Annotated in this window: 30 protein-coding genes; 17 read left to right on the plus strand and 13 right to left on the minus strand. The window is 65.5% G+C overall.

The window, feature by feature from the left end:
- Position 1: 1 nt before the first annotated feature.
- The 3 genes from EBS_RS10725 (at position 2) to aroG (ending at position 2635) form a co-directional block, all read left to right on the plus strand.
- The gene (locus EBS_RS10725; protein WP_043108652.1) at positions 2-541 is read left to right on the plus strand and encodes an SRPBCC family protein; all 540 of its coding nucleotides are present in this window, start codon (positions 2-4) and stop codon (positions 539-541) included.
- Positions 534-1496, plus strand: a complete 963-nt coding sequence (locus EBS_RS10730) for an MBL fold metallo-hydrolase (RefSeq protein ID WP_043108653.1) — start codon at positions 534-536, stop codon at positions 1494-1496. The genes EBS_RS10725 and EBS_RS10730 overlap by 8 nt, the downstream gene beginning before the upstream one ends.
- An 86-nt stretch (positions 1497-1582) precedes the next feature.
- Positions 1583-2635 carry a 3-deoxy-7-phosphoheptulonate synthase AroG gene (gene aroG, locus EBS_RS10735; RefSeq protein ID WP_043108654.1) on the plus strand — a complete coding sequence of 351 codons (1053 nt, stop codon included), beginning with the start codon at positions 1583-1585 and terminating at the stop codon, positions 2633-2635.
- 10 nt (positions 2636-2645) lie between these two features.
- On the opposite strand, the gene spoT is transcribed toward aroG, so the two are convergent.
- From spoT to EBS_RS10755, 4 genes are all read right to left on the minus strand, one after another.
- Positions 2646-4820, minus strand: a complete 2175-nt coding sequence (spoT, locus tag EBS_RS10740) for a bifunctional GTP diphosphokinase/guanosine-3',5'-bis pyrophosphate 3'-pyrophosphohydrolase (protein ID WP_043108655.1) — start codon at positions 4818-4820, stop codon at positions 2646-2648.
- Positions 4821-4829: 9 nt separating this feature from the next.
- On the minus strand, positions 4830-5117 hold the full coding sequence (gene rpoZ / locus EBS_RS10745) for a DNA-directed RNA polymerase subunit omega (protein WP_043108656.1): 288 nt from the start codon (positions 5115-5117) through the stop codon (positions 4830-4832).
- Between the two features lie 261 nt (positions 5118-5378).
- Entirely contained in the window at positions 5379-5999 is a 621-nt protein-coding gene (gene gmk / locus EBS_RS10750) for a guanylate kinase (protein WP_043109727.1), read from the minus strand.
- Between the two features lie 26 nt (positions 6000-6025).
- The gene (locus tag EBS_RS10755; RefSeq protein WP_231892803.1) at positions 6026-6880 is read right to left on the minus strand and encodes a YicC/YloC family endoribonuclease; all 855 of its coding nucleotides are present in this window, start codon (positions 6878-6880) and stop codon (positions 6026-6028) included.
- Positions 6881-6984: 104 nt separating this feature from the next.
- Here EBS_RS10755 and EBS_RS10760 point away from each other — a divergent pair, with 104 nt between their 5' ends.
- From EBS_RS10760 to EBS_RS10785, 6 genes are all read left to right on the plus strand, one after another.
- Positions 6985-7923: a serine/threonine protein kinase gene (locus EBS_RS10760; protein WP_043108658.1), complete on the plus strand. Its 939-nt coding sequence runs from the start codon at positions 6985-6987 to the stop codon at positions 7921-7923.
- A complete protein-coding gene (locus tag EBS_RS10765; protein WP_052199530.1) occupies positions 7904-8734 on the plus strand; it encodes a PP2C family protein-serine/threonine phosphatase in 831 nt (276 codons plus the stop codon). Before EBS_RS10760 ends, EBS_RS10765 begins: the two co-directional genes overlap by 20 nt.
- 76 nt (positions 8735-8810) lie before the next feature.
- Positions 8811-9536, plus strand: coding sequence for a ribonuclease PH (gene rph / locus EBS_RS10770; protein WP_043108659.1), 726 nt, complete (start codon positions 8811-8813; stop codon positions 9534-9536).
- The gene (gene rdgB / locus EBS_RS10775; protein WP_043108661.1) at positions 9533-10129 is read left to right on the plus strand and encodes an RdgB/HAM1 family non-canonical purine NTP pyrophosphatase; all 597 of its coding nucleotides are present in this window, start codon (positions 9533-9535) and stop codon (positions 10127-10129) included. Before rph ends, rdgB begins: the two co-directional genes overlap by 4 nt.
- 223 nt (positions 10130-10352) lie before the next feature.
- Positions 10353-10616 (plus strand): hypothetical protein, encoded by a 264-nt coding sequence (locus EBS_RS10780; protein ID WP_043108662.1) that lies wholly within the window; start codon positions 10353-10355, stop codon positions 10614-10616.
- A 298-nt stretch (positions 10617-10914) separates the two neighbouring features.
- The gene (locus tag EBS_RS10785) at positions 10915-11187 is read left to right on the plus strand and encodes a hypothetical protein (RefSeq protein ID WP_043108663.1); all 273 of its coding nucleotides are present in this window, start codon (positions 10915-10917) and stop codon (positions 11185-11187) included.
- Positions 11188-11226: 39 nt separating this feature from the next.
- On the opposite strand, the gene EBS_RS10790 is transcribed toward EBS_RS10785, so the two are convergent.
- Together EBS_RS10790 and EBS_RS10795 are read right to left on the minus strand one after the other, a co-directional pair.
- Complete coding sequence (locus tag EBS_RS10790; protein ID WP_231892804.1) at positions 11227-11565, minus strand: DUF2782 domain-containing protein; 339 nt, start codon at positions 11563-11565, stop codon at positions 11227-11229.
- 90 nt (positions 11566-11655) lie between these two features.
- Positions 11656-12375 (minus strand): LOG family protein, encoded by a 720-nt coding sequence (locus tag EBS_RS10795; protein ID WP_043108664.1) that lies wholly within the window; start codon positions 12373-12375, stop codon positions 11656-11658.
- A 129-nt stretch (positions 12376-12504) separates the two neighbouring features.
- On the opposite strand from EBS_RS10795, the gene EBS_RS10800 reads away from it, so the two are divergent.
- From EBS_RS10800 to EBS_RS10810, 3 genes are all read left to right on the plus strand, one after another.
- The gene (locus tag EBS_RS10800) at positions 12505-13377 is read left to right on the plus strand and encodes an NAD(P)-dependent oxidoreductase (protein WP_043108665.1); all 873 of its coding nucleotides are present in this window, start codon (positions 12505-12507) and stop codon (positions 13375-13377) included.
- Between the two features lie 8 nt (positions 13378-13385).
- Positions 13386-15392 (plus strand): DNA helicase Rep, encoded by a 2007-nt coding sequence (gene rep, locus EBS_RS10805; RefSeq protein ID WP_043108666.1) that lies wholly within the window; start codon positions 13386-13388, stop codon positions 15390-15392.
- 268 nt (positions 15393-15660) lie between these two features.
- On the plus strand, positions 15661-15990 hold the full coding sequence (locus tag EBS_RS10810; protein WP_043108669.1) for a sulfur globule family protein: 330 nt from the start codon (positions 15661-15663) through the stop codon (positions 15988-15990).
- Between the two features lie 67 nt (positions 15991-16057).
- Here the strand turns inward: EBS_RS10810 and EBS_RS10815 are convergent, their stop codons facing one another.
- The 4 genes from EBS_RS10815 to rpe form a co-directional block, all read right to left on the minus strand.
- Positions 16058-16525 (minus strand): hypothetical protein, encoded by a 468-nt coding sequence (locus EBS_RS10815; RefSeq protein WP_231892805.1) that lies wholly within the window; start codon positions 16523-16525, stop codon positions 16058-16060.
- Positions 16526-16726: 201 nt separating this feature from the next.
- Entirely contained in the window at positions 16727-17044 is a 318-nt protein-coding gene (locus tag EBS_RS10820) for a c-type cytochrome (RefSeq protein WP_043108670.1), read from the minus strand.
- A 238-nt stretch (positions 17045-17282) separates the two neighbouring features.
- Positions 17283-17951 carry a phosphoglycolate phosphatase gene (locus EBS_RS10825; RefSeq protein ID WP_043108671.1) on the minus strand — a complete coding sequence of 223 codons (669 nt, stop codon included), beginning with the start codon at positions 17949-17951 and terminating at the stop codon, positions 17283-17285.
- 84 nt (positions 17952-18035) lie between these two features.
- Positions 18036-18725 (minus strand): ribulose-phosphate 3-epimerase, encoded by a 690-nt coding sequence (gene rpe / locus EBS_RS10830; RefSeq protein ID WP_043108673.1) that lies wholly within the window; start codon positions 18723-18725, stop codon positions 18036-18038.
- Between the two features lie 125 nt (positions 18726-18850).
- Here rpe and EBS_RS10835 point away from each other — a divergent pair, with 125 nt between their 5' ends.
- Positions 18851-19621, plus strand: coding sequence for a DUF3530 family protein (locus EBS_RS10835; RefSeq protein WP_043108675.1), 771 nt, complete (start codon positions 18851-18853; stop codon positions 19619-19621).
- 6 nt (positions 19622-19627) lie between these two features.
- On the opposite strand, the gene EBS_RS10840 is transcribed toward EBS_RS10835, so the two are convergent.
- From EBS_RS10840 to EBS_RS10850, 3 genes are all read right to left on the minus strand, one after another.
- Positions 19628-20191 carry an SPOR domain-containing protein gene (locus EBS_RS10840; protein ID WP_043108677.1) on the minus strand — a complete coding sequence of 188 codons (564 nt, stop codon included), beginning with the start codon at positions 20189-20191 and terminating at the stop codon, positions 19628-19630.
- Positions 20192-21952, minus strand: a complete 1761-nt coding sequence (gene argS / locus EBS_RS10845) for an arginine--tRNA ligase (RefSeq protein WP_043108679.1) — start codon at positions 21950-21952, stop codon at positions 20192-20194.
- Between the two features lie 115 nt (positions 21953-22067).
- On the minus strand, positions 22068-24275 hold the full coding sequence (locus EBS_RS10850; RefSeq protein ID WP_043108682.1) for a primosomal protein N': 2208 nt from the start codon (positions 24273-24275) through the stop codon (positions 22068-22070).
- Between the two features lie 675 nt (positions 24276-24950).
- Between EBS_RS10850 and EBS_RS10855 the strand changes: the two genes are divergently transcribed.
- Genes EBS_RS10855 through EBS_RS10870 form a run of 4 tightly spaced genes read left to right on the plus strand, consistent with a single transcriptional unit; the run spans position 24951 to position 26672 of the window.
- Positions 24951-25508 (plus strand): RNA polymerase sigma factor, encoded by a 558-nt coding sequence (locus tag EBS_RS10855; protein ID WP_231892806.1) that lies wholly within the window; start codon positions 24951-24953, stop codon positions 25506-25508.
- Entirely contained in the window at positions 25505-25870 is a 366-nt protein-coding gene (locus EBS_RS10860; protein ID WP_052199534.1) for a DUF3619 family protein, read from the plus strand. Before EBS_RS10855 ends, EBS_RS10860 begins: the two co-directional genes overlap by 4 nt.
- A complete protein-coding gene (locus tag EBS_RS10865) occupies positions 25867-26100 on the plus strand; it encodes a hypothetical protein (protein ID WP_043108684.1) in 234 nt (77 codons plus the stop codon). Before EBS_RS10860 ends, EBS_RS10865 begins: the two co-directional genes overlap by 4 nt.
- Entirely contained in the window at positions 26097-26672 is a 576-nt protein-coding gene (locus EBS_RS10870) for a DUF3106 domain-containing protein (protein WP_081999938.1), read from the plus strand. The genes EBS_RS10865 and EBS_RS10870 overlap by 4 nt, the downstream gene beginning before the upstream one ends.
- Positions 26673-26705: the final 33 nt, after the last annotated feature.

Genomic DNA, 26705 nt, shown 5'->3' on the forward strand with positions numbered 1-26705 from the left:
CATGATCCGCGTGCTGTTCAAGCTGTTGCTCCTGGTCGCCGTGCTGTTCGTGGGCATCGGCCTGTTCCTGCCCGACCGGGCGCGGGTGGAGCGCGAGATCCTCATCGACACCCCGCCGGAACAGGTGTATCCCCTGATCGCCGACCTGCGCCAGTTCCAGCGCTGGTCGCCCTGGCGCCGGCACGTGGCGGACACCCGCTTTCACTTATCGGAACCGGCCAGCGGACCAGGCGCCGCCCTGAGCTGGGACAGCGGCGAAGAAGGCACTGGCGGCAGCATGACCATCGAAGAGACCCAGCCTCCGCGGCGCATCGTCATGCGCCTGCGTTTCGGCCAGGACCGCGAGGCGCGGATCGAGTTCCTGATCGAGCCGGCCGGGACCGGCGGCAGCCGTGTGCGCTGGCGATTCGACACCGCCTTCGGCCACGATATCTTCGGCCGCTACGTGGGCCTGATGCTCGACGGCATGCTGGGTCCGGATTACGAGACCGGCCTGCGCGATCTCAAGCGCCTGGCCGAGGAGAAGCACGACAATGACTGAGAGACTGTACGAACACCTTGATGCCCATACCACCCTGATCGACTGCCGCCTCTACCGCCCGCAACTGGCGGCCTGTTACCTGGTCGCCGATGGCGACCAACTGGCGCTGATCGACTGCGGCACCCGGCACTCGGTGCCGCAGATCCTCGAGGCGATCGCCGCCATCGGCGCCCGCCCCGAGCAGGTGCGCTGGATCATCCCCACCCATGTGCACCTCGACCACGCCGGAGGGGCGGGCGTGCTGATGCAACATTGTCCGAACGCCACCCTGGTCACTCACCCGCGGGGAGTGCCGCACCTGATCGATCCATCGAAACTGCAGGCCGGTGCCTCCGCCGTCTATGGCGAGGCCGCCTTCGCGCGCGACTTCGGCGCACTCGAGCCCGTGCCCAAGGCACGCACCCTGGCCGCCACCGACGGTGAGCGCCTGGCGCTGGGCGGGCGCGAACTGCTGTTCGTGCACACTCCCGGCCACGCCAATCACCATGGCTGCATCCTGGACACGACCAGCGGCTATCTGTTCACCGGCGACACCTTCGGCCTGGGCTACCGCGAACTGGCGCAACCCTCGCCCTTCCTCGTCGCCACCACCACCCCGGTGGCCTTCGACCCCGATGCCTGGTTGAGCACCCTGGAACACCTGCTCTCGCTCGATCCACAGGCCGTCTGTCTCACCCACTATGGCTGCTACCCCCAACCGGCGGCACTGGCGCCCATGCTGCGCGAGAGCATCGAGGCCCACCGGCGCATCGCCCTGGAGGAAGAACCCCGGGGCGAGGAAGGCCGGGACCAGCGTCTGCGTGAGGCCGTCGGCCAACTGCTGGTGGAAACCGCTGCGGCACATACCGGTCTGCCGCGCGAGACGGTCCACGAAGTGCTCGCCGGGGACATCACGCTCAACGCCCAGGGACTGGCGGTCTGGCTGGCACGACGTGCAAAGCGACGTGCTTCCTAGGCGCGGACCAATCCCCTCATGGAAATCAGCGCATGGATGCCGGGCAGAGCGCCCCGTATAATGGCCGACCTCCCAGGAATATCGCCATGTACCAGACAGACGACCTGCGCATCCAGAGCATCACCGAAGTCTCGCCGCCCTCGGTGATCCACGAACTGTTTCCCATCACCGAGGAGGCAGCGGCGACCGTGGCCGAATCACGCCAGGCCATCCACCGCATCCTGCACGGCGAGGACGACCGCCTTCTGGTGGTCATCGGTCCCTGCTCGGTGCACGACCCGGCCTCGGCGATCGACTATGCGCAGCGCCTCAAGGCAATGCGCGACCGCCTGATCGACGATCTCGAGATCGTGATACGCGTCTATTTCGAGAAGCCGCGTACCACCGTGGGCTGGAAGGGCCTGATCAACGACCCCCATCTGAACGAGACCTTCGATATCAACGAGGGCCTGCGCCGTGGGCGCAAGCTGCTGCTCGACATCAACAAGCTGGGACTGCCGGCGGGCACCGAGTTCCTCGACCTGATCAGCCCGCAGTACATCGCCGACCTGATCGCCTGGGGCGCGATCGGCGCGCGCACCACCGAGAGCCAGGGGCACCGCGAACTGGCCTCGGGCCTGTCCTGTCCCATCGGCTTCAAGAACGGCACCGACGGCACGGTGCGCATCGCCATCGACGCCATGCGCGCTGCCGCGCGCCCGCACGTCTTCATGTCGCTCACCAAGAAGGGGCACTCGGCCATCTTCCGCACCACCGGCAACGAGGACACTCACATCATCCTGCGCGGCGGCCAGCGGCCCAACTACGACCAGGAATCGGTCGCCGATGCCGCCGAGAAGATGCGCCAGGCCGGGCTGCGCGCCAACCTGATGATCGATTTCAGCCATGCCAACAGCCGCAAGCAGCACGAGAAGCAGATCGACGTGGCGCGCGACGTGGCCGGGCAGATCGCGCGCGGCAATCGCGACATCATGGGCGCCATGATCGAAAGCCACCTGGTCGGTGGTCGTCAGGACCTGGTCCCCGGCCGCAAGCTGACCTACGGCCAGAGCATCACCGATGCCTGCATCGCCTGGGAGGATTCGGTGCCGGTACTCGAACAGCTCGCCGAGGCGGTGCGCGCACGCCGCAAGGCCTGATTCCCGGCGTTCAGCCGATCATGCGTGAAACCTTGAGCACCTCGGGGATGGCGCGGATACGGCGGAAGATGGCGGCCAGGTGCTTGCGGTCACGCAGCGTGATGGCAAAACGCAGGCTGGTGCTCAGGCCGTCGCGCTCCTCGCTGCGCACCTCCTCGATGTTGGAGCCGGCCCCGGCGATGGCCGAGGCGACCGTTGCCAGCAGGCCGCGCTGGTTGCCGGCGTCCACACGGATGGTGGTGGTGAACTCGCCCTCGACCTGATCGGCCCATTGCACATCGATCCAGCTCTGTCCCTGGCGGCGGAAGTCGCCCAGGTTGGGGCAGTTCTGGTGATGCACCACCATGCCGCGCCCCGGCGAGAAGATGGCCACCACCGGGTCGCCGGGGACGGGGCCGCAGCACTTGCCGAAGCTCACCACCAGCCCCTCGCTACCCTTGATGACCAGCGAACCGGCCGCCGCCTCGTCGCCCTCATCCTCGTGATCGTGCAGCACCAGCAGGCGCGCTACCAGGCGGGCCATGCGGTTGCCCAGGCCGATCTGCTGCAACAGCTCATCGAGATCGGGATGCCCCAACTCCTCCAGCGCCGCCTGCAACTCCTCATGGCCAATGTCTTCCAGGCGCACGTCCAACAGCTCCAGTTCACGCTCGAGCAGCCGCCGCCCGAGCTCGATGGCCTCACGCTGCTCCAGGCGCTTGAGATAGGAACGGATGGTGGCACGCGCCTTGCCGGTGACCACGAAGTTCAGCCAGGCGGGATTGGGCCGGGCGTCGGGCTTGGTGATGATCTCCACCGTCTGCCCGCTGCGCAGCGGGGTGCGCAGCGGCGCAAGCTGGCGATCGACCCGCGCCGCCACGCACTGGTTGCCGATGTCGGAGTGCACCGCGTAGGCGAAATCGATCGCCGTGGCGCCGCGCGGCAGCACGATGATTTTGCCGCGCGGGGTGAACACGTAGACCTCGTCGGGAAACAGGTCGACCTTGACGTGCTCGAGGAACTCGATGGAGTTGCCCGAGCTCTTCTGCACCTCGAGCAGGCCACGCAGCCATTCGGCAGCAGCGTCCGAACTGAGATTGCCGGCCGGCGCACCCTTGTACTGCCAGTGGGCCGCGATGCCCTGCTCGGCCACGCGGTGCATGTCGCGGGTACGGATCTGGATCTCGATGGGGATACCCTGGGGACCGAACAGCACGGTGTGCAGCGACTGGTAGCCGTTGGCCTTGGGGATGGCGATGTAGTCCTTGAAGCGTCCCGGCATGGGACGGTAGAGATTGTGTACCGCGCCGAGCACGCGATAGCAGGTGTCCACCGAATCGACCACGATGCGGAAGGCGAACACGTCGGCCAGGTCGTTGAGCGACTGCTTCTTGTCGCGCATCTTGCGGTAGATGCTGTAGACCCGCTTCTGCCGGCCATAGACCTCACCTTCCAGGCCTTCCTGCTCGAGACGCGCCGTGATGACCTTCTGCACGTCCTCGACAAGCTCGCGACGGTTGCCACACAGGCGCTTGAGCGCGGCACGCAGCACCCGGTCGCGCCATGGCCAGTAAGCGCTCATGCACAGGTCTTCCAGCTCGTGCCGGATGCTGTTGATGCCCAGACGGTTGGCGATGGGAACGTAGATCTCGAGGGTCTCGCGCGCGATGCGTCGCGCCTTGGTCGGCTTCATCACCCCCAGGGTACGCATGTTGTGCAGGCGGTCGGCCAGCTTGATGAGGATGACCCGGATGTCGCGGGTCATGGCCAGCAGCATCTTGCGGAAATTCTCGGCCTGCGCCTCGGCGCGGGAGCGGAAGTTCAGGTGTGTCAGCTTGCTGACCCCGTCGACCAGCTCGGCCACGCCTTCGCCGAACTCTTCGGTCAACCGCTCCTTGGAGATGCCGGTATCCTCGATGACATCATGCAACAGGGCGGCCATCAGGCACTCGTGGTCCATGCGCAAGAGGATACGCGCCACCGCGATGGGGTGATAGACGTAGGGTTCGCCGGAGAGGCGCTTCTGGCCCTCGTGGGCCTCGGCACTGAACAGGTAGGCGCGATAGGCTTCACGCACCTGGTCGGCATCGAGATAGGTTTCGAGTTCGGCCAGCAGGTCACTGACCAGGAAACGCTGCTCGACCGCCGCCTGCGCGGCCTCCTCGCCACTCTGTTTCAGGGGTGGATCGGCAGCGTCGCGCGACACCGGTCAGGCTCAGCCTTCGTCCTGCGGCTCCTCGAAGGCCCCCAGTTCCCCGGCCAGGGCCGCAGCCAGCTCCTCGTCGATGGACTCCTCGCTCTCTTCCGGCTCTTCCAGGATGTCGCGGGTGATCAGTCCCTCGGCGATCTCGCGCAGGGCCACCACGGTCGGCTTGTCGTTCTCCCAGGGCACCAGCGGCTCGACGCCATTGGCCAGCTGGCGCGCGCGCTTGGCGGCCATCAGGACCAGATCGAACCGGTTGTCCAGATGCTCCAGACAGTCTTCGACAGTGATACGGGCCATGTGCTACTCCAAAAAACCGTGTTTCCGCGGGATTTCCGCGGGAATAAAGGCGAATTGTACCCCAGAATGCCCTTTCGCGGCCAATCGGCCGAAGTCTGGCCCCGGGAGCGGTTCGGCACGGAATGGGTTCGGCCCGTGGACGGACCTCCTACCGGTGGGAGCGGCGTCCTCGCCGCGAACGGTTCGGCCCGGGGACGGGCCTCCTACAGATAGGAGCGGCGTCCCGCTGCGAAAAATCCGCAACAGGGATTGCGCCGAAAATCATTCCCCCAGCATGGCCCGCAGGGCCGTTTCGTGACGCAGCGCCTGGCGCTGGGTGCGCAGGCGCTCAGCGGCGACGATGTGCGCCAGGTCCTCCAGCGCGGTCTCGAAGCGGTCGTTGATCACCAGGTAGTCGTACTCGGCATAGTGCGACAGCTCGGCGCGGGCATCGCGCATGCGGCGTTCGATGACCTCTTCGCTGTCCTGGCCACGGGCGCCCAGACGCTCATGCAGAGCCTCGATGGACGGTGGCGCGATGAAGATGGACACCGCCTCGGGGAAACGCGCCCGCACCTGGCGCGCACCCTGCCAATCGATCTCTACCACCACGTCATGACCTGCGGCCAGTTGTTCACGCACCCCGGCCTCGCTGGTGCCGTAGTAGTTATCGAACACCCGGGCATGCTCAATGAAGGCCTGCTCGGCCACCAGGTGCTGAAAGGTCTCGACATCGACGAAATGGTAGTGCACCCCATCCTGCTCACCGGGCCGCATCGGCCGGGTGGTATGCGAGACCGAGAGCCTGAGCCCCGAATCACGCGCCAGCAACTCGCGCAGCAGGCTGGTCTTGCCAGCCCCGGAAGGGGCCGAGACGATGAAGAGGATGCTGGGTCGGGTCATGACGCAGGGCTCCTGTTCGCTGTGAGTCATTCGATGTTCTGCACCTGTTCGCGCATCTGCTCGATGAGCACCTTCATCTCCACCGAGATGGCGGTGGTCTCGGCATCCGCCGACTTCGACCCCAGGGTGTTGGCCTCGCGGTTGAGTTCCTGCATCAGGAAGTCCAGGCGGCGTCCCACCGGCTCGTCGCTGCCCAGCACGCGCTCGACCTCGTCGAGATGAGTGGCCAGACGGTCCATCTCCTCGTCCACGTCGAGGCGCTGTGCGAGCAGGACCATCTCCTGCTCCAGGCGAGCGGGGTCGAGCTCTCCTGCGACCTCGGCGAGCCGGGCGCGCAGGCGCTCGCGGACACCCTCGATGACCTCCGGCATGCGCTCGCGGGCACGGACCACCTGCTCGCGCATGGCAGCCAGGCGCTGGTGGATCAATTCTGCCAGGCGCGCGCCCTCACGCTCACGCGCGGCCACCAGTTCATCCAGTGCAGAATCCAGGGCCTGCAGAGCCACCTGTTGCACCGGGGTGAAATCCTGTTCCGCGGTCTCCAGCACGCCGGGCCACTGCATGATATCGGTGACGGTCGGCAACGAGGAGGTGTGCAGGAACCTGAGCAACTGCTGCGAGGCATCCAGCAACTGAGACACCACTCGCTCGTTGACCCGGATCTCGCCCTTGGCCGCCTCGCCAGGGCGAAAGCGCAGGCTGCATTCGACCTTGCCGCGTCCCAGACGCTGCCCGACCCGCTCGCGCACACTCGGCTCGAGGGCGCGTAATTCCTCGGGCAGGCGCACTGTCGTCTCCAGGTAGCGATGGTTGACGCTGCGGATCTCCCAGGTCAGTTCGCCATAGGCGTCGCGCACCTGGTGACGTGCAAAAGCGGTCATGCTGCGAATCATCGTTACCTCACCAAATCCCGATTGCAAATCGGTGTATCATAGGGGGCAGGAAGCTACAGCGTACAGGATTTATCGCTGCCCTACTGACTGCCATGTCCACGACGCCACCCCGCGAAGCCCTGCGCCCGGGCACTCACCTGGACTGCTATCGCATCATCAAGTTGATCGGCAGCGGCGGCTTCAGCCTGATCTACCTGGCTGAAGACGAGGACAGCCACGACGAGGTGGCCATCAAGGAGTACTTTCCCAAACGCTTTGGCCATCGTTCCGAACGCACCGGGCACGTCTCGGTCAATGCCCCGGAGAAGCACACCAGCTTCGAACGCGGGCGCCGCCTGTTCTACCAGGAAGCGAACATCCTGGCCCAGCTCGATCACCCCAACATCGTGCGCGTGCGCAATTGCTTCCTCGCCAACAACACTGCTTATCTGGTAATGGACTACGAGCCGGGCAAGAACCTGGGACGCTACATCAAGAAGCGCAATGGCAATCTCAGCACCAACTTTCTGATGACGGTGTTCCCGCCACTGCTCGACGCGCTGGATGCGATTCACGCCACCAACAATCTGCACCTGGACATCAAGCCGTCCAATATCCACCTGCGCCCCGGGGGCAATCCGTTGCTGCTCGATTTCGGAGCGGTCTATCACCTGGACGACGTGGGAGAAAAGAAGGCACAGGTCATCACCCCCGGATTTTCCCCGATAGAACAATACTATACCTCCGCAAAGGTCGGTCCCTGCTCGGACGTGTACGCCATTGGCGCGAGCATGCGCGCCTGCATAGAGGGGCGCCCGCCCCCCTCGGCCGTGGAACGCCACGCCAAGGACGAACTGGTGCCGGCGGTCGAGCTGTTTACCAAACTTTATCCCCGGCACCTGCTGGAAGCCGTGGACTGGGCGATGCGGGTGGAGGCGAACGAGCGTCCCCAAACCGCCCTGGAACTGCGCAAGGCCTTGCTGGGAGAGATAGCTGTGCCTAAACTGGAGGCGAAGGGAGGCGCATCGTCCAATGAACAAGCAGCTCCATGAGGCAAAAAGGATCAGCCTGACCGGCGACCGGCAGAACAACCAGGATCGGAGCATCGTACTGGAGTCCGGCAGCACCACGCTGCTGGCGGTAGCCGACGGGCTTGGCGGACACCCCAAGGGTGAGGTCGCTGCCCAGCTGTTCATCGACACCTGCGAGCATATGCTGCGCCGGGCGGAGCAGCCCATCCGCGACCCCCGCCGCTTCATGTACGAGTGCATCCAGCGCGCACATCACGCCATCATCAACTTCGGTGACCGGCAAACCCCGCCGATCTGTCCACGCTCGACCGCGGTGATGGCCATCGTCCAGTATGGCAAGGCCTGGTGGGCCCATGTGGGCGACAGCCGCCTGTACCTGATCCGCGAGAGCAGCATCCTGGTGCAGACCCACGACCACAGCCTGGTGCACTCCATCGACCAGCCGCCAACCACCGGCAAGAGCCGTTCTGCCATCACCCGCAGCCTCGGCGGCCTGGATCAGCCACCCGAGATCAGCTTCGGCATCCCCATGAGCCTGCAGGAAGGCGACACCCTGCTGTTGTGTACCGACGGACTCTGGAACCAGGTCCCCCAGGACGACCTGATCAGCCTGCTCTCGGAACAGGACCTCGGCGCCGGCCTGCAACGTGCCGGGCACGTCGCCGCCAGCCGGCCACGCAGCGACAACATCACCGCCATTGCCCTGCGCTGGGGGCCGCCGCCCGGTCGCCCTGCCGAGCGCGCCACCGCAGGCCGGGTCTCCGATCCACTCGAAGAGACCATCAGCGAGCTGCGCGAAGTACTGACCCGCGGCAGCACGACCTCCCCCTGAGCCGGCCCCCTTTTCATCGCGCGCTGCGGGCGTTACTGTTCGCGCCTGTCTGAAACCCTTGCCCAGAGATAGCCCCATGAGACCCAGTGGCAGAGCGCTCGAACAGCTGCGCCCCGTGCAGTTCGCCCGTCATTTCACCAAACATGCGGAGGGTTCGGTGCTGGCCAGCTTCGGCGACACCCGTGTGCTGTGCACCGCCTCGGTGGAAAACCGCCAACCGCGCTGGATGAGCGACGCCCCCGGTGGCTGGATCACCGCCGAATACGGCATGCTCCCTCGCTCCACGCACGAACGCATGGGACGCGAGGCGGCGCGTGGCAAGCAGGGTGGCCGCACCCTGGAGATCCAGCGCCTGATCGGCCGCGCCCTGCGCGCCGCGGTAGATCTGGAGAAACTCGGGCCACGCACCATCACCCTGGATTGCGACGTGATCCAGGCCGATGGCGGCACCCGCACCACCGCCATCTCCGGCGCCTTCGTGGCCCTGCGGGACGCCATCGATCACCTGCTGGCCAACGGTACGCTGACCGAAGACCCGGTGCTGCACCACGTCGCCTCGGTGTCGGTGGGCATCTACCAGGGGGTACCGATACTCGACCTCGACTATGCCGAAGATTCCAATGCCGAGACCGACATGAACGTGGTGATGGACGTGACCGGCCGCTTCATCGAGATCCAGGGTACCGCCGAGGGCGCCCCCTTCGACCGCCAGGAAATGCTGGCCATGCTCGATCTGGCCGGTGAAGGCATTCGGCAGATCATCGCCGCCCAGCGGGCGGCCCTGGAGGAGACAACCACATGAAGATCGTTCTTGCGAGCAACAACAAGGGCAAGCTGCGTGAGCTCGGCGAGCTGCTGGCCGATCACGACATCGAACTGGTCCCACAGGGCGAGCTGGACATCCCCGAGGCCGTGGAAGACGGCCTGAGCTTCGTGGAAAACGCCATACTCAAGGCGCGCCACGCCTGTGCCCTCAGCGGCCTTCCGGCCATCGCCGACGACTCCGGCCTGGAAGTCGATGCCCTGAGAGGCGCCCCCGGCATCCACTCCGCTCGCTATGCCGGCACGCACGGAGACGATGCCGCCAACAACCGCAAACTGCTCGAGGCGCTGCGCGAAGTGCCCGACGAAGACCGCACCGCCCGTTTCCAGTGCGTGATGGTGTTCATGCGCCACGCAAAGGATCCGACCCCCATGGTCTGCCAGGGGAGCTGGGAAGGGCGCATACTGCACGAACCACGGGGCGAGAACGGCTTCGGTTACGACCCGCTGTTCTGGGTGCCGGATGAGAACGCCACCGCGGCCGAACTGCCGGCCGGGGTCAAGAATGCCCTGAGCCACCGGGGCAAGGCCCTGCGCGAGCTGATGCGGCGGCTGACGGAACGCGGATTATGAGGAAAGGGCCTTAGACAACCCGCAATCAAGCCCCCCCACCTGGAGGAACATCAGGAGGGAAAGAGGGGCCGAAGGTACTTCTTCAGGGGCGCCTATGCGCTCACCGCAAGGCCCCCGAAAAATTCTGAAAGACCGGAAAAGTCGCCGGCACACGGCGGGTCTCCTCTTGCGAAGCAGGCAGCATTGCCGCTCATTTACTTCCATCGCAGAGAGGAGAGTCCCCATGAAGACCCTGATTGCAACCGCCATCATCGCCCTGGTCAGCAGTTCGGCCCACGCCTGGCAGCCGCGTTTCGACGCCCAGCAATTCTACGAAGGGCAGAAGACCTCGAACCTGCGCATCGCCGCCGAACCCTCGGACAGCGCCCTGTACACCGAGGGCAACATCGATACCGGCGCGAGTGCCCCGACTCAAGGTCACCGGATCGGCCACATCGACCAGGGCAACGACAACAATCTTTACCAGGAAGGCAACTACGAGGTGTGATTCCAGCGCTTGGTGACTGTCACCTGGCCTCCCTCGGGAGGCCTTTTCTTGTGGTGCCGGAGGCCTGTCTCAAGGAAGCCAACGCGGGGAGGAGACCGGCTGGAGAGTCCAGGCCAGCACAATCCCTCCTTATGACTTCTCCCGCAAACGGCGAAGGTACCTGTTTGGCAGCCCCTTGAAGCAACCTTCTGCCGGCGACCTCGGTGCCGATTTATGTGCCTCCGGTGAAAGAAGCAAGGCCGACAACCGGTCTCATAAGCGGACCCGTATAGATATCACGCATTGTGGAGAAATCATCATGAAAACCCTGATTATCGCCGGCCTCATCGGCCTGAGCAGCAGCGTCCTGGCTCTCGACAACGACCTGTATATCGAGGGGCACTTTCCCATCATCACCGACGTTGTGACCATGGGGACTCCCATGCCGATCGGTGACCCTGCCAACGAGGAGCTGTATCTCGAAGGCCACTTCCCGATTATCGACAAAATCCGCGATCGCGAAGCAATCGTGGACAGCATCAACCCGGACGACCTGTACCTCGAGGGCAACTACTCCTTCTTCCCGGTCTGAGGCACATCGCAACGTGGGCTGCCCCAAGCGGCCCATCCCCTACCAGCGGAATAGGATCCACTGGTTGACGTTTGGCCCCCTGGTGGGGTCATCGCGCGTGTACTCCAGTTCACCGTCACCATCGTGATCAACAAAGTAGTAGGGCGGCCCGACACGGGGCTGCACCCGCACCATGACCAGGCGACCGTTGAGGCGGTACTCGTAGATCTTTTCGGTACGGGTCTCGCGGATGGTGACCTCGGGCTCCAGCGGCTCGCCCGAATGCAGCACCGGCGGCGGCTCCGGCGCCTCGATGGGGACCGGCTCGGATTCGGCCCACGCCACGCTCATCACTACCTCCAGCATCATGCCGCCCAACCACCTGGCTACCGGTCGCATACCTGCACTCCCAAAAGACTTCATGTTCCGGTCTCCAAGTATAGGGGTTGCGGGAAACCGGTGCGTAACGTAGGTCACGGATTGTTCCCGTTACAGTTCCAGCAGGATCTCCTGCTCTTCCTCGGAGGGCTCGAGACTGCGCGACTCATAGTGCGCAAAGATGGCATCCACGATCTCGGCCGGTTCGTCGAGCACCTGGATCAGGTCCATGTCCTCGGGACTGATGGTACCCGCTGCAATCAGGGTGTTGCAGAACCAATCCACCAGCCCTGCCCAGAAATCGGACTCCACCAGAATGATGGGAATGCGCCGTGACTTGCCGGTTTGCACCAGGGTGAGGATTTCGGCCAGCTCATCGAGGGTGCCAAAGCCACCCGGCAACACCACGTAGGCCGAGGCGTATTTCACGAACATCACCTTGCGTGCAAAGAAGTGCCGGAAATTCAACGAAATGTCCTGGTAGCGGTTGGGCTCCTGCTCGTGCGGCAACTCGATGTTCACGCCGATGCTCGGCGACTTGCCGGCCTGTGCGCCCTTGTTGGCCGCCTCCATGATCCCCGGCCCGCCGCCGGAGACCACCGAGAAACCGGCATCGGAGAGCAGGCGCGCCGTCTGCTCCGCCTTGGCATACCAGGGGTGATCCACCGGCGTGCGTGCCGAGCCGAAGATGCTCACCGAGGGCTGGATCAGGCACAGCCGCTCGAAGCCTTCGACGAACTCGGCCATGATCTGGAAGATGCGCCAGCTCTCTCGCGTGAGTTCCTTCCTGGCCTCGTTGCGGGTGAAACGTCCGACGGTCTGGTGATTCATGGTCCTTACCCTTGGAAAACAGGGGATGGAGCCCCCTTGCCGAAGCGGTTAGGATAACAGCCGGACGCAGGCTTCTGCCTGCCCCTTTTCCGTCAGCGAACAACGGCCCGCCGGCCGCACCGAGAGACCATGATTCGAACCACTGTGATCGGCCTGGGCGCCATGGGCGCCGGCATGGCCGCCAACCTGCATCACGCCGGCCTGCTGGCCGCCGCCTGGAACCGTACCCCCGAGCGCGGACGCGCCGCTGCCGAGCGCTTCGGTTTCCGCTACACCGAGCACCTGCAAGCAGCCGTACAGGCGGCCGACCTGGTCATCACCTCGGTCTCCGCCGACGAGGATCTGCTCGAGATCAGCCGACGCATCGCCCCGCTGTTGCAGGCCGGCAACGTGGTGATCGATACCTCCACGGTGGCCATCCAGACCGTGCGTGAGGTCGCCGAGCTCTACGGCGCACACGGAGTGCACTTTCTCGACGCCCCGGTCTCCGGCGGTCGCGAGGGCGCCGAACAGGGCAAGCTGGTGATGATGGTGGGCGGCGATGCCGAGATCCTGCACCAGGTCATGCCGGCGCTCGAGGCGATCAGCCGCAAGGTGGTGCACATGGGGCCGGTGGGCAGTGGGCAGGCGACCAAGGCCATCAACCAGATCATGGTCGCCGGCATCAATCACGCGGTCACCGAGGCCCTGGCCTTCGGCCGCCACCAGGGGCTGGACATGGACAAGGTGATCGAGGCGGTGAGCAGCGGCGCGGCGGCCAACTGGTTCCTGGAACACCGGGGCCGATCGATGTGCGACGGGCGCTTCGAGCCAGGTTTCCGGGTTGCCCTGCACCACAAGGACCTCCGCATCTGCCAGCAGATGCTGGCCGAAGACGACCTGCGCCTGCCGATGATCGAGATGACCCTGGTCAACTACCAGCGGCTGATGGATGCCGGCCACGGCGACGAGGACATCTCCGCCCTGTTCCGGCTCAAGAAAGACCTGTTCGACAAGGGCTGAGCCCAGGCATGCACAACCTCAACCCGCGCCAGCGCGAGGCGGTGCGCTACCTCGATGGTCCCTGCCTGGTGCTCGCCGGTGCCGGCTCGGGAAAGACCCGGGTCATCACCGCCAAGATAGCCCACCTGGTCGAGCACGCCGGGATAGCGCCGCGTCACCTGTTTGCCGTGACCTTCACCAACAAGGCTGCGCGCGAGATGAAATCGCGTGTCGAGCAATTGATCGGCGGCCGCGACACGCGCGGACTCAATGTCTCGACCTTTCACACCTTCGGCCTCAACCTGCTGCGCCGCGAACTGGCAGCAGCCGGACTACGGCGCGGTTTCAGCATCCTCGACGAACAGGATGTCGAGCAACTGCTGCGCGAGCTGTCGAAACAGACCGAACTGGACCGCCAGCGACTGCAGATGGCGCGCCACCGCATCTCGGCCTGGAAGAACGAACTGATCTCGCCCGAGGCCGCCCTGTCGCGGGCAGAAGATGATCTCGACGCCTTCCACGCCGCGCTCTACGGCGCCTACCAGGAGGCGCTGAGAGCCTACAATGCGCTGGACTTCGACGATCTCATCCTGCGCCCGGTACAACTGCTGGAACAGGACGCCGAACTGCGCGAGCGCTGGCAGAACCGCGTCCGTCATCTGCTGGTCGATGAGTACCAGGACACCAACGGCGCCCAATATCGCCTGGTGCAGTTGCTGGTCGGGGTACGGGCGGCCTTCACCGTGGTGGGGGATGACGACCAGTCGATCTATGCCTGGCGGGGTGCCCGCCCCGAGAACCTGGCGCGCCTCAAGGCCGACTATCCGCAACTGGCGGTCATCAAGCTGGAGCAGAACTACCGCTCCACCGGGCGTATCCTGCGCGCCGCCAACACCCTGATCGCCAACAACCCCCACGTATTCGAAAAACGCTTGTGGAGCGAACTGGGCCCGGGCGAACCGATCCGCGTGATCCACTGCCGTGACGAGGAAGCCGAGGCCGACCGGGTCGCCAGCGAGATCGTCCAGCACCGCTTCCGTCACGGCAGCCGGTACGGCGACTTTGCCATCCTGTATCGCGGCAACCATCAGGCACGTGCCTTCGAGAAGGCCCTGCGCACGCACAACATCCCCTATTTCCTCAGCGGCGGCACCGCCTTCTTCTCGCGCACCGAGATCAAGGACCTGATGGCCTACCTGCGCCTGCTCGCCAACCCCGACGACGACACCGCCCTGCTGCGCATCATCAACACGCCACGCCGCGAGATCGGCCACACCACCCTGCAGAAGCTCGCTGCCTGGGCTGCCGAGCGGAACGGCTCGCTGTTTGACGCCATCGACAGCCTGGGGCTGGAACAACAGCTCGCCGCCCGCCCCCTGGCGCGCCTGCGCGAGTTTCGCGAATGGCTCATCGGCCTGCAACGCCTGGCGGAGCACACACCACCGGCGAACGTGCTCGAACAACTGCTCGACGACCTGGAATATCGAGACTGGCTGAGCCAGCAGAGCAGCAGTGAACGGGTCGCAGAGCGGCGCTGGGAGAACGTGCGCGATCTGGTCGAATGGCTGCAACGCCTGCAGGCCGACGAACACAAGGGCGAGACCCTGCCCGAACTGGTCGCCCACCTGTCGCTGATGGACATCCTCGAGCGCCAGGACGAGGACGAGGCGGGTGACCGCGTGGCGCTGATGACCCTGCACGCGGCCAAGGGCCTGGAGTTCCCGGTGGTGTTCCTGGTCGGCATGGAAGAAGGCCTGCTGCCTCACCAGAGCAGCATCGAGGATGACGATATCGAAGAAGAACGCCGCCTCGCCTATGTGGGCATCACCCGCGCTCGCCGTGAGCTTATCATCACCACCGCCGAATACCGCCGCCGCGCGGGCGAGCGGGTACGCTGCGAACCCAGCCGCTTTCTCCAGGAACTTCCCGCCGACGACCTGCAACAGGAAGGACGCGGGATCAAGATCAGCGAAGAAGAACGCCACGCCCGCGGGCTGGCCAGCCTCGCCAACCTCAAGGCCATGCTCGAGGGCTGAACGCCATTCGCGGCGAGGACGCCGCTCCTACCGCAGGTGGCCTGCCCTCGGGCCGAACCGTTCGCGGCGGGGACGCCGCTCCAGCACCAAGAGACCCGTCGCCAAGCCGCATATCCGTGGCCGCAACCCGGCCCCTTGCTCTCCTCCTGGAAATTTTCTTGAAAAAGCATATTGACATTTAAGAAAATGCTTATATACTGTTTCACATCGACAGCAGCACCGTCGAATCAGAACCCCGCTAAATCGATACGTTCAGGAGAACAACACCATGAAAAAGATCATCGCTATCGCTGCCATCATCGCTTCCGCCCAAGCTGCTGCCTTCTGGGATTCCAACAACGGTTCCACCAACGGTGCCTACAACGGTAACGGCGACTTCGTCGGCAACGGCAACGCCGAAGGCGAAGCCACCTTCTCCATGACCTTCAAGGGCCGTGGCAAGACCGCCGGCGACTTCAAGGGCAACGGCGACACCAACGGCAACTGGGCCGGCTACGGCTACGACCAGCCCTACTACGCCCCCTACGGCTACGGTGCTCCGGCTGCCCCGGTGGCTCCCGCCGCCCCCGCTGCTCCGGCCGCTCCCGCTGCCAAGTAATTCGGCTTCGGCCTGAGTTCGCAGCAAAAGGCCCCGTGCTCCGGCACGGGGCCTTTTTCGTGTGCATTCAGCGAACCGAGTCGCCGATGGCGAAGTCACGCCGCGCCGCCACGATGGAAACCGTAAAGCCAGCGATCACATCCAGCAGCGACATCAGCGCCAGGGCAAAGAAGGTCGAGGTGCCACAACCGGCCACCATCAGGAACTCGACCAGGAAGACAATGAACACCAGCATCGACAGGGTATGGTCCAGCACCGAGGCCATCCCCGTGCCGGTGGACTTGAAGATCTCGAAATACAGCACCAGCACCCCACCGACCACGAAGGCATCATGGGCACTGAACACCCACTGCGCGCCGGACATGAGGTGGACGGCAAACAACTTGCCTGCCAGCGCAGTGTGTACGTCGCCGGTCAGCATCACCAGGTTGTAGATGGCCAGGGGAACGACAAACAGGGGGGATGGCGCGCAGCATCGGGAAATCTCCGGGAACAGTACGAGGTGTGGCGCATTATCCCCCGGATTCGATGGCACTGCATCCGGGCCTTGCGGCCGGCAGACCCCGTGGCACACCGAAGCCACGTGAGTCGAAACCTTGCTCCCCTCGTGATCGACTTCCCGTTCGCAATCTGGCGGGCTTCAGGGTATTCGCCCATCCAAAAGCAACGGGCCTTCCCGCCGATGGCAGAAAGGCCCGTCTCGCAGGGCGCCGGCAAACCCGGCGCGGGATCCGGCTTACTTCAGGCTCAGGATCCACTCGACCAGTTTCCTGGCCTCTTCGTCGGTCACGTTGTTGGGCGGCATGGGGATCTGACCCCAGACACCGGCGCCACCCGTCTTGACCTTGGCAACCAGCTTGTCCACCGCACCGGCGTCACCGGCGTACTTGGCGGCAACGTCCTTGTAGGCAGGACCGACGACCTTGTTGTCCACCTGGTGACAACCCAGACAGTTCTTGGCCTGGGCCAGGGCACTGGCGTCCTCGGCGGCCATGACCGGCGCGGTCAGGACGGAGGCCAGCAGGGCGGAAAGCAGCAGTACCTGTTTCTTCATCTGGATTACTCCCTATTCAGTTGATGGGTCTCGTGCAGATCTCGATCGGCGACGGCACCGGTTGCAGGGCGATCGACCAGACCGCGACATAAGCTGTATCAGCATATCATGAATCAGCGACCATCCAGATCTGCTCCACGCACCCCAGTTGATCCAGCGCAAATGGCCAGAGCAGCCGCTATCGCGACCCGGCCCCATGTCACCACAGTAGACGGATGGGGTTCCACGGAAGCAGGCGTTACAGGAAGTCGCGCAGTTCCGCCATGGAGTCGATCACCCGGTCCGGGCCGTAGTTGCGAATGTCCTCGCCGTGGTTGTAGCCATAGCTCATGCATACGATCTGGAAACCGGCCGCGCGCGCGGCCTTCACGTCGCTGACCGAGTCGCCGATCATCAGCGACTGCTCCGGTGCCACGCCGAAGTGCTGCGCCGCATGCAGCAGAGGGCCGGGGTCGGGCTTCTTCACCGGCAGGGTATCGCCGGAGACGACAATACCGAAGTCATCGTACACCCCCAGATCCTTGAGCAGGGGGATGGTGAACTGCGCCGCCTTGTTGGTCACGCATCCCAGGCGGTACCCCTGCGCCTCGAGGTAATCCAGGCCCTCGCGCACGCCGGGGTAGAGGCAAGAGCGTTTTGAAGTGTTCTCGGCGTACAGGCCCAGGAAAATGGGATAGGCACGCGCGAATTCCTCGTCCGAGGGCTCACCATCCAGGCTGCCGGTCAGTGCCCGACGCACCAGGCGTTCGACCCCGTTGCCCACCCAGTCACGCACCCGGACCTCGCCCCAGGGCTCGCGACCGATGGCCTTCATCATCTCGTCCACGCAGAAGGCCAGGTCGGGTACCGAATCGACCAGGGTGCCATCCACGTCGATCAGGATCATTTCAGGCTTGCGAATGCTCATGCAATGCCTCCGGAAAGAGAAGAAAATACCCTGACAGCGTCCGGGACCCTGTCAGGGTGGGCGACACGTCAGCCGGGGCGGCGCTCAGCCAACCTTGGCCAGCTCGTCGCGCATCTCCTGGATGATGGTGTCGTACTTGTTGGGATCGGACTCGTTGCGCTTGCCGAAGATACCGGAGCCCGAGACGAAGGTGTCGGCGCCGGCCGCGGCGATCTCGGCGATGTTGTCCACCTTCACCCCGCCGTCGATCTCCAGGCGGATGTCCAGGCCCGCGTCGTCGATGATCTTGCGTACCCGCTTGAGCTTGTCCAGCGCCGAGGGGATGAAGCTCTGGCCACCGAAGCCGGGGTTGACCGACATCAGCAGGATCATGTCGAGGTTCTCCAGCTCGTAGTCCAGGTAGCTCAGCGGGGTGGCGGGGTTGAACACCAACCCGGCCTTGCAGCCGGCCGACTTGATCATCTGGATGGTGCGGTCGATGTGATCCGAGGCCTCGGGATGGAAGGTGATGTAGGTGGCACCGGCCTCGGCGAAGTCACCGACCAGGCGATCCACCGGGCTGACCATCAGGTGCACATCGATGGGAGCGGTGATGCCGTGCTTGCGCAGGGCCTCGCAGACCAGCGGGCCGATGGTCAGATTGGGCACATAGTGATTATCCATGACATCGAAATGGATGATGTCGGCACCCGACGCCAGCACGTCGTCGCATTCCTGTCCCAGCTTGGCGAAATCCGCCGAGAGAATGGAGGGTGCGATCTGGAAATCTGCCATGGTTCTGCTCCTGACCGGCCGGGCCGGTGATAAACTGAAGTATCTGGGGTCCGGCCGCCGGCCGGACGAAAATCCGGGCCGCCACTCTAACGCAAAAGGCCCATCCTGTGCAGTCGGGAGGGACCATGCGCCGAACCATCTGCCTGTTGATGCTCTGCTGCCTGCTGCCCGCCGCCTGGGCAGGCGATGCGGCACGCGAGCGACGCATTGCCGAACAGATCCGCGACGCCATCCTCGACGGCGAGGTGCTGACGCTCGAGGCGGCAGGTCAGCCTTTCCTGGCTATCCACCAGCGCACCGAGCGCAGCCCGGCGCGCGGCGCGGCGCTGATCCTGCACGGCCGCGGCGCCAACCCCGACTGGGTGGACGTGATCCATCCCCTGCGCACCATCCTGCCCGAACATGGCTGGGACACCTTGTCCATCCAGCTCCCGGTGGCCAGCGAGGGCGCCGGCGAAGCCGAATGGCAGGCCACCATTGGCGAAGCGGTACCGCGTATCACCGCCGCACTGGACTGGCTGAAACAGCAGGGCATGCAGAATGTGGTGCTGATCGCGCACAGCTTCGGCAACCTGGCTGCCGCCGAATACCTCGTCTCGCAACCGGCCGACACCCTCCAGGCCTGGGTGGCCATCGGCATGCCGGAGGCAACTGGACTCACCCCTCGCCTGGAGAAGATCACCCTGCCGGTACTCGAACTGTATGGCGAACGTGACCTGCCCGGCGTGCTGGCCGGGGTGCGCGCACGGCGCCTGGCCCTGCGTGGCAACAAGAACTGGGTCTGGCGCGAGAGCCCTGCTGCCGATCACTTCTTCGAGGGCATGGACGAGTTGCTGGTGAGCACGGTACGTGCCTGGATCAACAAGGTGGCCAGCGGCACCGAAGTCCGCCGCTGAGCCGCTTCAGCGGATGATGCGCACCAGCAGGTCGCGATAGCCGTTGCGCTTGAGTCGGCGACGTGCGCGGTCGAGCGCCGAGCGCCCCAGGTAGGGTCCGGCCTGCACGCGATAACGCACTCGCCCGCCTTCCAGGCGCGCCTTGCTGACCCGGGTCTCGATACCCAGCAGTGCCAACTCGGCCTGCAGGCGATCGGCATCCTCGGGGCGCGCGAAGGATCCCACCTGCACCAGGTACTGAGCCGTGGGATCGGCGGTCTTGCGTGCATCGAGCTGCTCCTCGGGGATCACCACCTCCTTGCGGCGCAGCTCGTCGTAGAACTGGTAGCGCGGCTTGTACTCGGGGATCTGCGGACGGGTGACCTCTTCCTTGCGTGGCGCAGTGCGCGGAGGATCGTCCGGTTTCCCGCCGATCCATTCGCGCGCCCGCTCCGGTGTCTCCAGCTTGAGCCAGACCAGCCCCATGATGAACAGACCCAACAGCAGCCCCGCCAGCGCCCACAGCCAACCGGGGACCCCACGGCGCGGCTTGCCGCGACGGCTCGACCTGGGCTTGTAGTCGCGCGGCACTTACATCTTCTCCGGTGCACTCACCCCGATCAGCCCCAGGCCGTTCGCCAACACCTGCCGGGTGGCCCGGATCAGGCGCAGGCGCGCATCGCGCAGTGCCGCATCCTCGACCAGGAACTGGTGGGCGTTGTAATAGGTGTGCAGATCGTTGGCCAGCTCACGCAGGTACTGGGTGAGCTGGTGCGGCTCCTCGTTGAGCGCCGCAGACTCGACCACCTCGGGATAGCGCGCCAGCGTCTTGAGCAGCGCCTCCTCGTGTGCCTCGGTGAGCCGCTCAAGGTGCGACATCCCCTCCCCGGGCGTGGTATCGATACCCTTCTCCTGCGCCTGGCGCAGTACCGAGCAGATGCGCGCATGCGCATACTGCACGTAGTAGACCGGGTTGTCCGACGACTGCGAACGTGCCAGGTCGAGATCGAAATCCAGGTGCTGCTCGCACTTGCGCATGATGTAGAAGAAGCGCGCGGCATCGCGGCCCACGTCCTTGCGCAGCTCGCGCAGGGTAACGAACTCGCCCGAGCGGGTGGACATCTGCTTGCGCTCGCCGCCTTCGTAGAGGATGGCGAACTGCACCAGCAGCACGTCCAGCCGTGAAGGATCCTGCTCCAGTGCCTGCAGGGCTGCCTTCACCCGCGGCACATAGCCGTGGTGATCGGCACCCCAGACATCGATCACGCGCTGGAAGCCGCGTTCGAATTTCTCGAGGTGATAGGCGATGTCGGAGGCAAAATAGGTCGTCTGGCCGTTCTCGCGCACCACCACCCGGTCCTTTTCGTCACCGAAGTCGGTGGAACGGAACCACCAGGCCCCATCCTTCTCGTACAGGTGACCCGCCTCGCGCAGCCGGTCGATGCACTTGTTGACCGCACCAGACTCCACCAGCGAGCGCTCGGAATACCACTCGTCGTAGGTGACACCGAACTTTTCCAGGTCGTCGCGGATGTCGTCGAGAATGACGTTGAGCCCCAGCTCGAACACGAAGCGGTAGCGATTGTCGCCCAGCAGTTGCCGGGCACGCGCGATCAGCGCATCGATGTGCGCCTCCTTGTCGCCACCGGCGGGTTCGTCCGCAGGTACTCCCTCGAACACCTCGGCGGCGGCGTGCCGGTAGGCATCGCCATGCTCGCGATGCAGGGTAGCCGCGATGTCCCAGACGTAGTCACCCTTGTAACCGTTGGACGGAAACACCAGCTCCTCGCCACACAGCTCGAGATAACGCAGCCACACCGAGGTGGCGAGGATGTCCATCTGCCGCCCGGCATCGTTGACGTAATACTCGCGATGCACAGCGAAGCCCACCGCCTCGAGCAGGTCGGCCACTACCGAGCCATAGGCCGCGCCGCGCCCGTGGCCCACGTGCAGCGGCCCTGTCGGGTTGGCGGAGACGAACTCCACCTGCACCCGGCGCCCGCCACCGAGATCCGAACGCCCATAGGCCTCGCCGGCCTCGAGGATGCGCGGCACTACCGCCAGGTGCGCATCGCGCGCCAGGCGAAAATTGATGAAACCCGGCCCGGCAATGGCCACCTCGGCGATCAGCGACGATTCGGGCAGAGCCGCCACGATACGCTCGGCCAGTTCGCGCGGCTTGACTCCCGCCGCCTTGCTGTTGATCAGCGCGGCATTGGTGGCGAAGTCTCCATGCTTCGGGTCACGCGTACGCTCGATCACGGGATCGCGCAGCGCATCGGCAGGCAGCACGCCCTGCGCGGCCAGCGCCTGCAGGGCAGATCGGACCAGTTGGGCAATCTCGGCTTTCATGGCGGTTTCCGCTGCTCGAAGGAAGCGCGGAAGGATAGCAGGAACCGGCCTTGCGGCTCAAAAAAGCCTCGAGGGACAGAGTGTTTCAGGACCCGCTCCCGGGCCGAAGGAAGGCTTACAGGCCATCCACCGGGTCCACGTCCAGACTCCAGCGCACACGACGCGCCTCGGGCAGGGCGCGAGCGATGCTCAGCAGGCGATCGAGCAGCGGGTGCAAGGCCTCGCGGCGGCTCGCCTGCACCAGCAAGTGTGCCCGGTAGCGTCCCTGCCGACGCTGCATGGGGGCAGGCACAGGCCCCCACAGTTCGACGCCTTCGGGCAGCTCGCCGGCGAGCGCGTCGGCCAGTCCTTGCAGGAAGGCCTGGGGACGCTCGGCCTGTGTCGCCTCGGCACGCAGCAGGGCCTGATGGCTGAAAGGCGGCCAGCCGGCCTCGGCGCGCTCGCGCAGGGCGGCACGGGCAAACCCCTCGTAGCCCTCGCGCACCAGGACCTGCAACAGGGGATGCTCGGGATAACGGGTCTGGATCAACACTCGTCCGGGCTTCTCGCCGCGCCCCGCGCGACCGGCCACCTGCACCAGCAGCTGAGCCATGCGCTCGGGAGCGCGGAAATCGGCACTGAACAGACCACCATCGGCGTCCACCACCCCGACCAGGGTCACATCGGGGAAGTGATGCCCCTTGGCCAGCATCTGGGTACCGACCAGCAGCGCCGCCCCGGCAGCATGTACCTGTGCCAGCAGGCGGTCGAGGCTGCCCTTGCGCGCCGTGGCGTCGCGGTCGATGCGGATCAGCGGGACATCGGGAAACTCGGCAGCCAGCAGCTGTTCGATGCGCTCGGTGCCCTGGCCGAGCGGGCGCAGTTCGGGGCTGCCGCATGCCGGGCACTGCGCGGGCACGCGCCGCTGCGAGCCACAATGATGGCACCACAGCAACCCGTGACCGCGATGCACGGTCTGGCGCGCATCGCAGCGTGGACAGTCCGACACCCAGCCGCAGGCGTGGCAGGCCAGCACCGGCGCATAACCGCGACGGTTGAGAAACACCATCACCTGTTCTCCCGCAGCCAGGGTCTGGCCGATCTCGCGCAGCAGCGGATCGCTCAGACCGGAACGCAGGGGCTGGTCACGGATGTCGAGCAGGCGGACCTCCGGCGGCTGTGCCCCACCGGCGCGCTGGCGCAGCCACAGGCGCCGATAACGACCCAGTTCGACATTGCGCAGCGACTCGAAGCTGGGCGTGGCCGAACCGAGCACCACCGGACAGCCGGCACGCCGGGCGCGGATCACCGCCAGATCGCGCGCCGAGTAACGAAAGCCTTCCTGTTGCTTGAACGAGGTGTCGTGCTCCTCGTCCACGATCACCAGCCCGAGGCGGTCGATCGGGTAGAGCACGGTCGAGCGGGTGCCCAGCACCACGCGGTCACGCCCCAGGCGCACACGCTGCCAGGCCAGTTCACGCTCGCTGTCGTTGAGCCCCGAGTGCAGCAAGGCCACGCCCCCGCCCAGGCGCTCGGCAAAGCGGCGGGCCAGTTGCGGGGTCAGCGCGATCTCGGGCACCAGCACCAGCACCGAGTCACCGCGAGCCAGCACCTGTTCGGCGAGCCGCAGGTAGACCTCGGTCTTGCCGCTACCGGTCACACCCTGCAACAGAAAGGCCGCAAACCCACCCAGCGCCTCGCTCACCGCCTGTACCGCCGCCGCCTGCTCGGCATGGAGTACCGGCAACGGCGAGCCGGGGACCGGCGTCTCCGCATCCACCTCCCCGAGCTCGCATTCGACGATCAGCCCCTTGGCGAGCAAGCGCCGGATCACCGCGCCCGCATCGCCACCCTGAACACGCAGCTCGGCCCGCAACTGGCGCCGCCCCGGTGCGGCGGCCAGGCGCTCGATCAGTTCGCGCTGGCGCGGCGCGCGTGCCACCTGAGCCAGGGCCTCGGCCGGGCCGACTGCCAGCGCATAACCCGGGGCTCGCAGGGGCAGGGGCTCGGCGCGCTTGCGCAGGCGCAGGGGCAAGGCGCTGGCGAACACCTCGCCGATCCCGTGGTGGTAGTAGGCGGCCACCCAGGCCAGGAAATCCCGGTGCACATCATCCAGCAGGGGGGCCGAATCGAGCAGACGACAGGCCGGGCGCAGACGCTCGGGCGGCACCGGGCTGTCGTTGACCCGTTCGACCAGCACGCCGATGCGCCGCGACGGCCCGAACGGGACCTCGACCCGCATGCCAGGCTCGCAGTCCTCGGCCATCACGCCGGGCGGCGGCAAGTAGTCGAACAAGCCGTGTACCGGCACGGGCAGGGCGATGCGCAACAGGGGGGAGACCATGGCGGCATTGTATGGGAAGCCCTGCGGGATTTCCCTGCTCCCTTCGGGTTCTTCCTGTAAAACAAGCACTTGCCAAACAATCCACAGAACCTGTGGATAACTCTATGGAGGAAGGCTGCGTATCCGGCGGCACGCCAGCAGCCAGCGCAGGGCCATTGGATTGGACAGAAATTGACCAGCCTTGGTCGACTCTAAAAATCAACAACTTAACGAACAACCTGACCCGCGGCAGCCGTCAACCAGCACAACCGGCCGCCATCCCGTCCCCCATCGGGCCTTGTGCATAAGTGGCTTGACACGAGGCGATTTCTCCTGCCCCCCCTGTCCGTCGAGAGTGGGAGAACACCAGAAAACACCACAAGGAGCACAGAGACTCATTACGATTGTGACCCAGGGCGTTTCGAGGTCGCAGGGATAAACCGCAAAGGACGCAAAGGCGAAAGCAAAGGAGGCGGTCCGACCCGTGCCCACAACGTCCAACGAGAAAAACCGCCTCTTCGTGGCCTTCTTGTGCTTCGTGGTGATCATCGGCAACGTTCCATCCTTCAGCCATATCCCGCAAGCCCCCTGTCAACCGGGTTCGAGGTGGCACGTTGTACTGTCTGAAGCCCAACTGGGAGCACAAGAGCCGACATGCCATCATGTGCCGTCAGTCACCATTGGATGAGCCCGATCGTGAGCAATGCCCCCGTGGCCAGCCCCCGTTACCGGGATCTGGACGCCTTTCTCGGCGAGGTCGAACGCCGCGCCTTCGTGATGGCCGAACTGGCCACGCGCGACCCCGACGAGGCGCTCGACCTGGTACAAGACGCCATGCTCGCCTTCGTCAAGCGCTATTCCGGCAAGCCGCAGGCGGAATGGGCGCCGTTGTTCCACCGCGTGCTGCAGAACCGTATCCGCGACTGGGCACCCCGACGCAAGGTACGCAGCCGCTGGACGGCCTGGCTGCAACGGGGAGAAGATGACGAGGCCGACCCGGTGCAACAGGCGCCGGACACCCGCCAGCGGCCGGTGGACGACCAGCTCGATGGCCTGGCAGCGGCGGAACGACTGCGCGAGGCGGTGGCCGATCTCCCCCTGCGCCAGCAACAGGCCTTCCTGCTGCGCATGTGGGAAGGTCTGGACATGCGCGAGACAGCGCGCGCCATGGGGTGTTCCGACGGCAGCGTGAAGACCCATCTCTCACGCGCCATGAGCAGCCTGCGTGAGCGGCTGCAGGAGTTTCAGCCATGAACGACCGATTGCAACGATCCCTGACCGAGGCCCTCGACGAACGCGCGCGCGATCTCGACGGCGCCACCCTGTCTCGCCTGCGACAGGCCCGTGTCCGTGCCATGGAGCAGGCGGTTCCCCGCTGGTCGCGTCACCGGGCCTTGCTGTGGAGCGGTGGTCTCGGCCTCGCTGGCGCCGCCCTGCTCGCCGTCCTGCTGCTGCCCGGCATGGACCGGCAGGGCACGCTGGACACGCCCCCGGCGGACGAACTGATCGAGGTCGCCACTCTGGGCGTGGAACTGGAAGTCATCGAGGAACTCGAGTTCTACGAGTGGCTCAGCGCGCAGTCACTGGAAGACGAAAGGCCGGGAGGGGCGGCATGACCCGTCGTCTCCCGCTGCTGCTGGTCACACTGGGTACGGTAACGGCGCAGGCCGCGCCGCCGCCCGAGGACGACACCCTGCCCAGCATCGAATTGCTGGAGTACCTGGCCGACTTCGTCGAGGACGAGAAGGGGCGCCTGATCGACCCCCTGAGCCAGGCTGAAACAGAGGACGACGCACCGCGCAGCGTCAGCTACCGGGAATACCTGCAGAGGCAGACGGACCAATGAAAACACGCATCTTGCCCATTCTGCTCCTTCTGTTGCCGGGATGGCTCCCGGCGCTGGCCACCGCTGCGCCGGACTGGGATCAGCTACCTCCCGAGCAGCAACGCATCCTGGGCGAACTGAAGCTCGCCGAGCGCTGGGACACGCTGCCCGAGGCGCGTCGCGAACGCTTGCTCAAGGGGCTGTCACACTGGCAGAAAATGACACCGGCGGAGCGCCGCATCGCACGCAAGAACCTCAAGCGCTGGCGCAAGCTGCCCCCGGAACGACGCAAGGCCCTGCGTCACCGGCTGCGCCGCTACCTGCAACTGCCGCCCGACAAGCGCCGCCTGGTGCGCGAACGGGCCCATCAGTTCCGCCAACTCCCGCCCGAGCGGCGCCGCCAACTGCGCGAACGCTGGCGACGGCTGTCCCCGGCAGAGCGGCGACATACCCGCGAGCGCCTGCTGCGCGGCGGACGGTCCTTTTCCCGTGGTCCCATGGGACGCCGGACGCTGATCCTGCCAGGACCGCAAAGGGAACTCATCGCAAGGAGACCGCCGACCACGTTCCGCCCCTGTCCGCCAAGTGCTTGATCCCACACCGGGTTCTATGCCATAAACGGGCTA

It is taken from the genome of endosymbiont of unidentified scaly snail isolate Monju (assembly GCF_000801295.1).
In the GTDB taxonomy this organism is placed as follows: Bacteria; Pseudomonadota; Gammaproteobacteria; order Chromatiales; family Chromatiaceae; genus MONJU.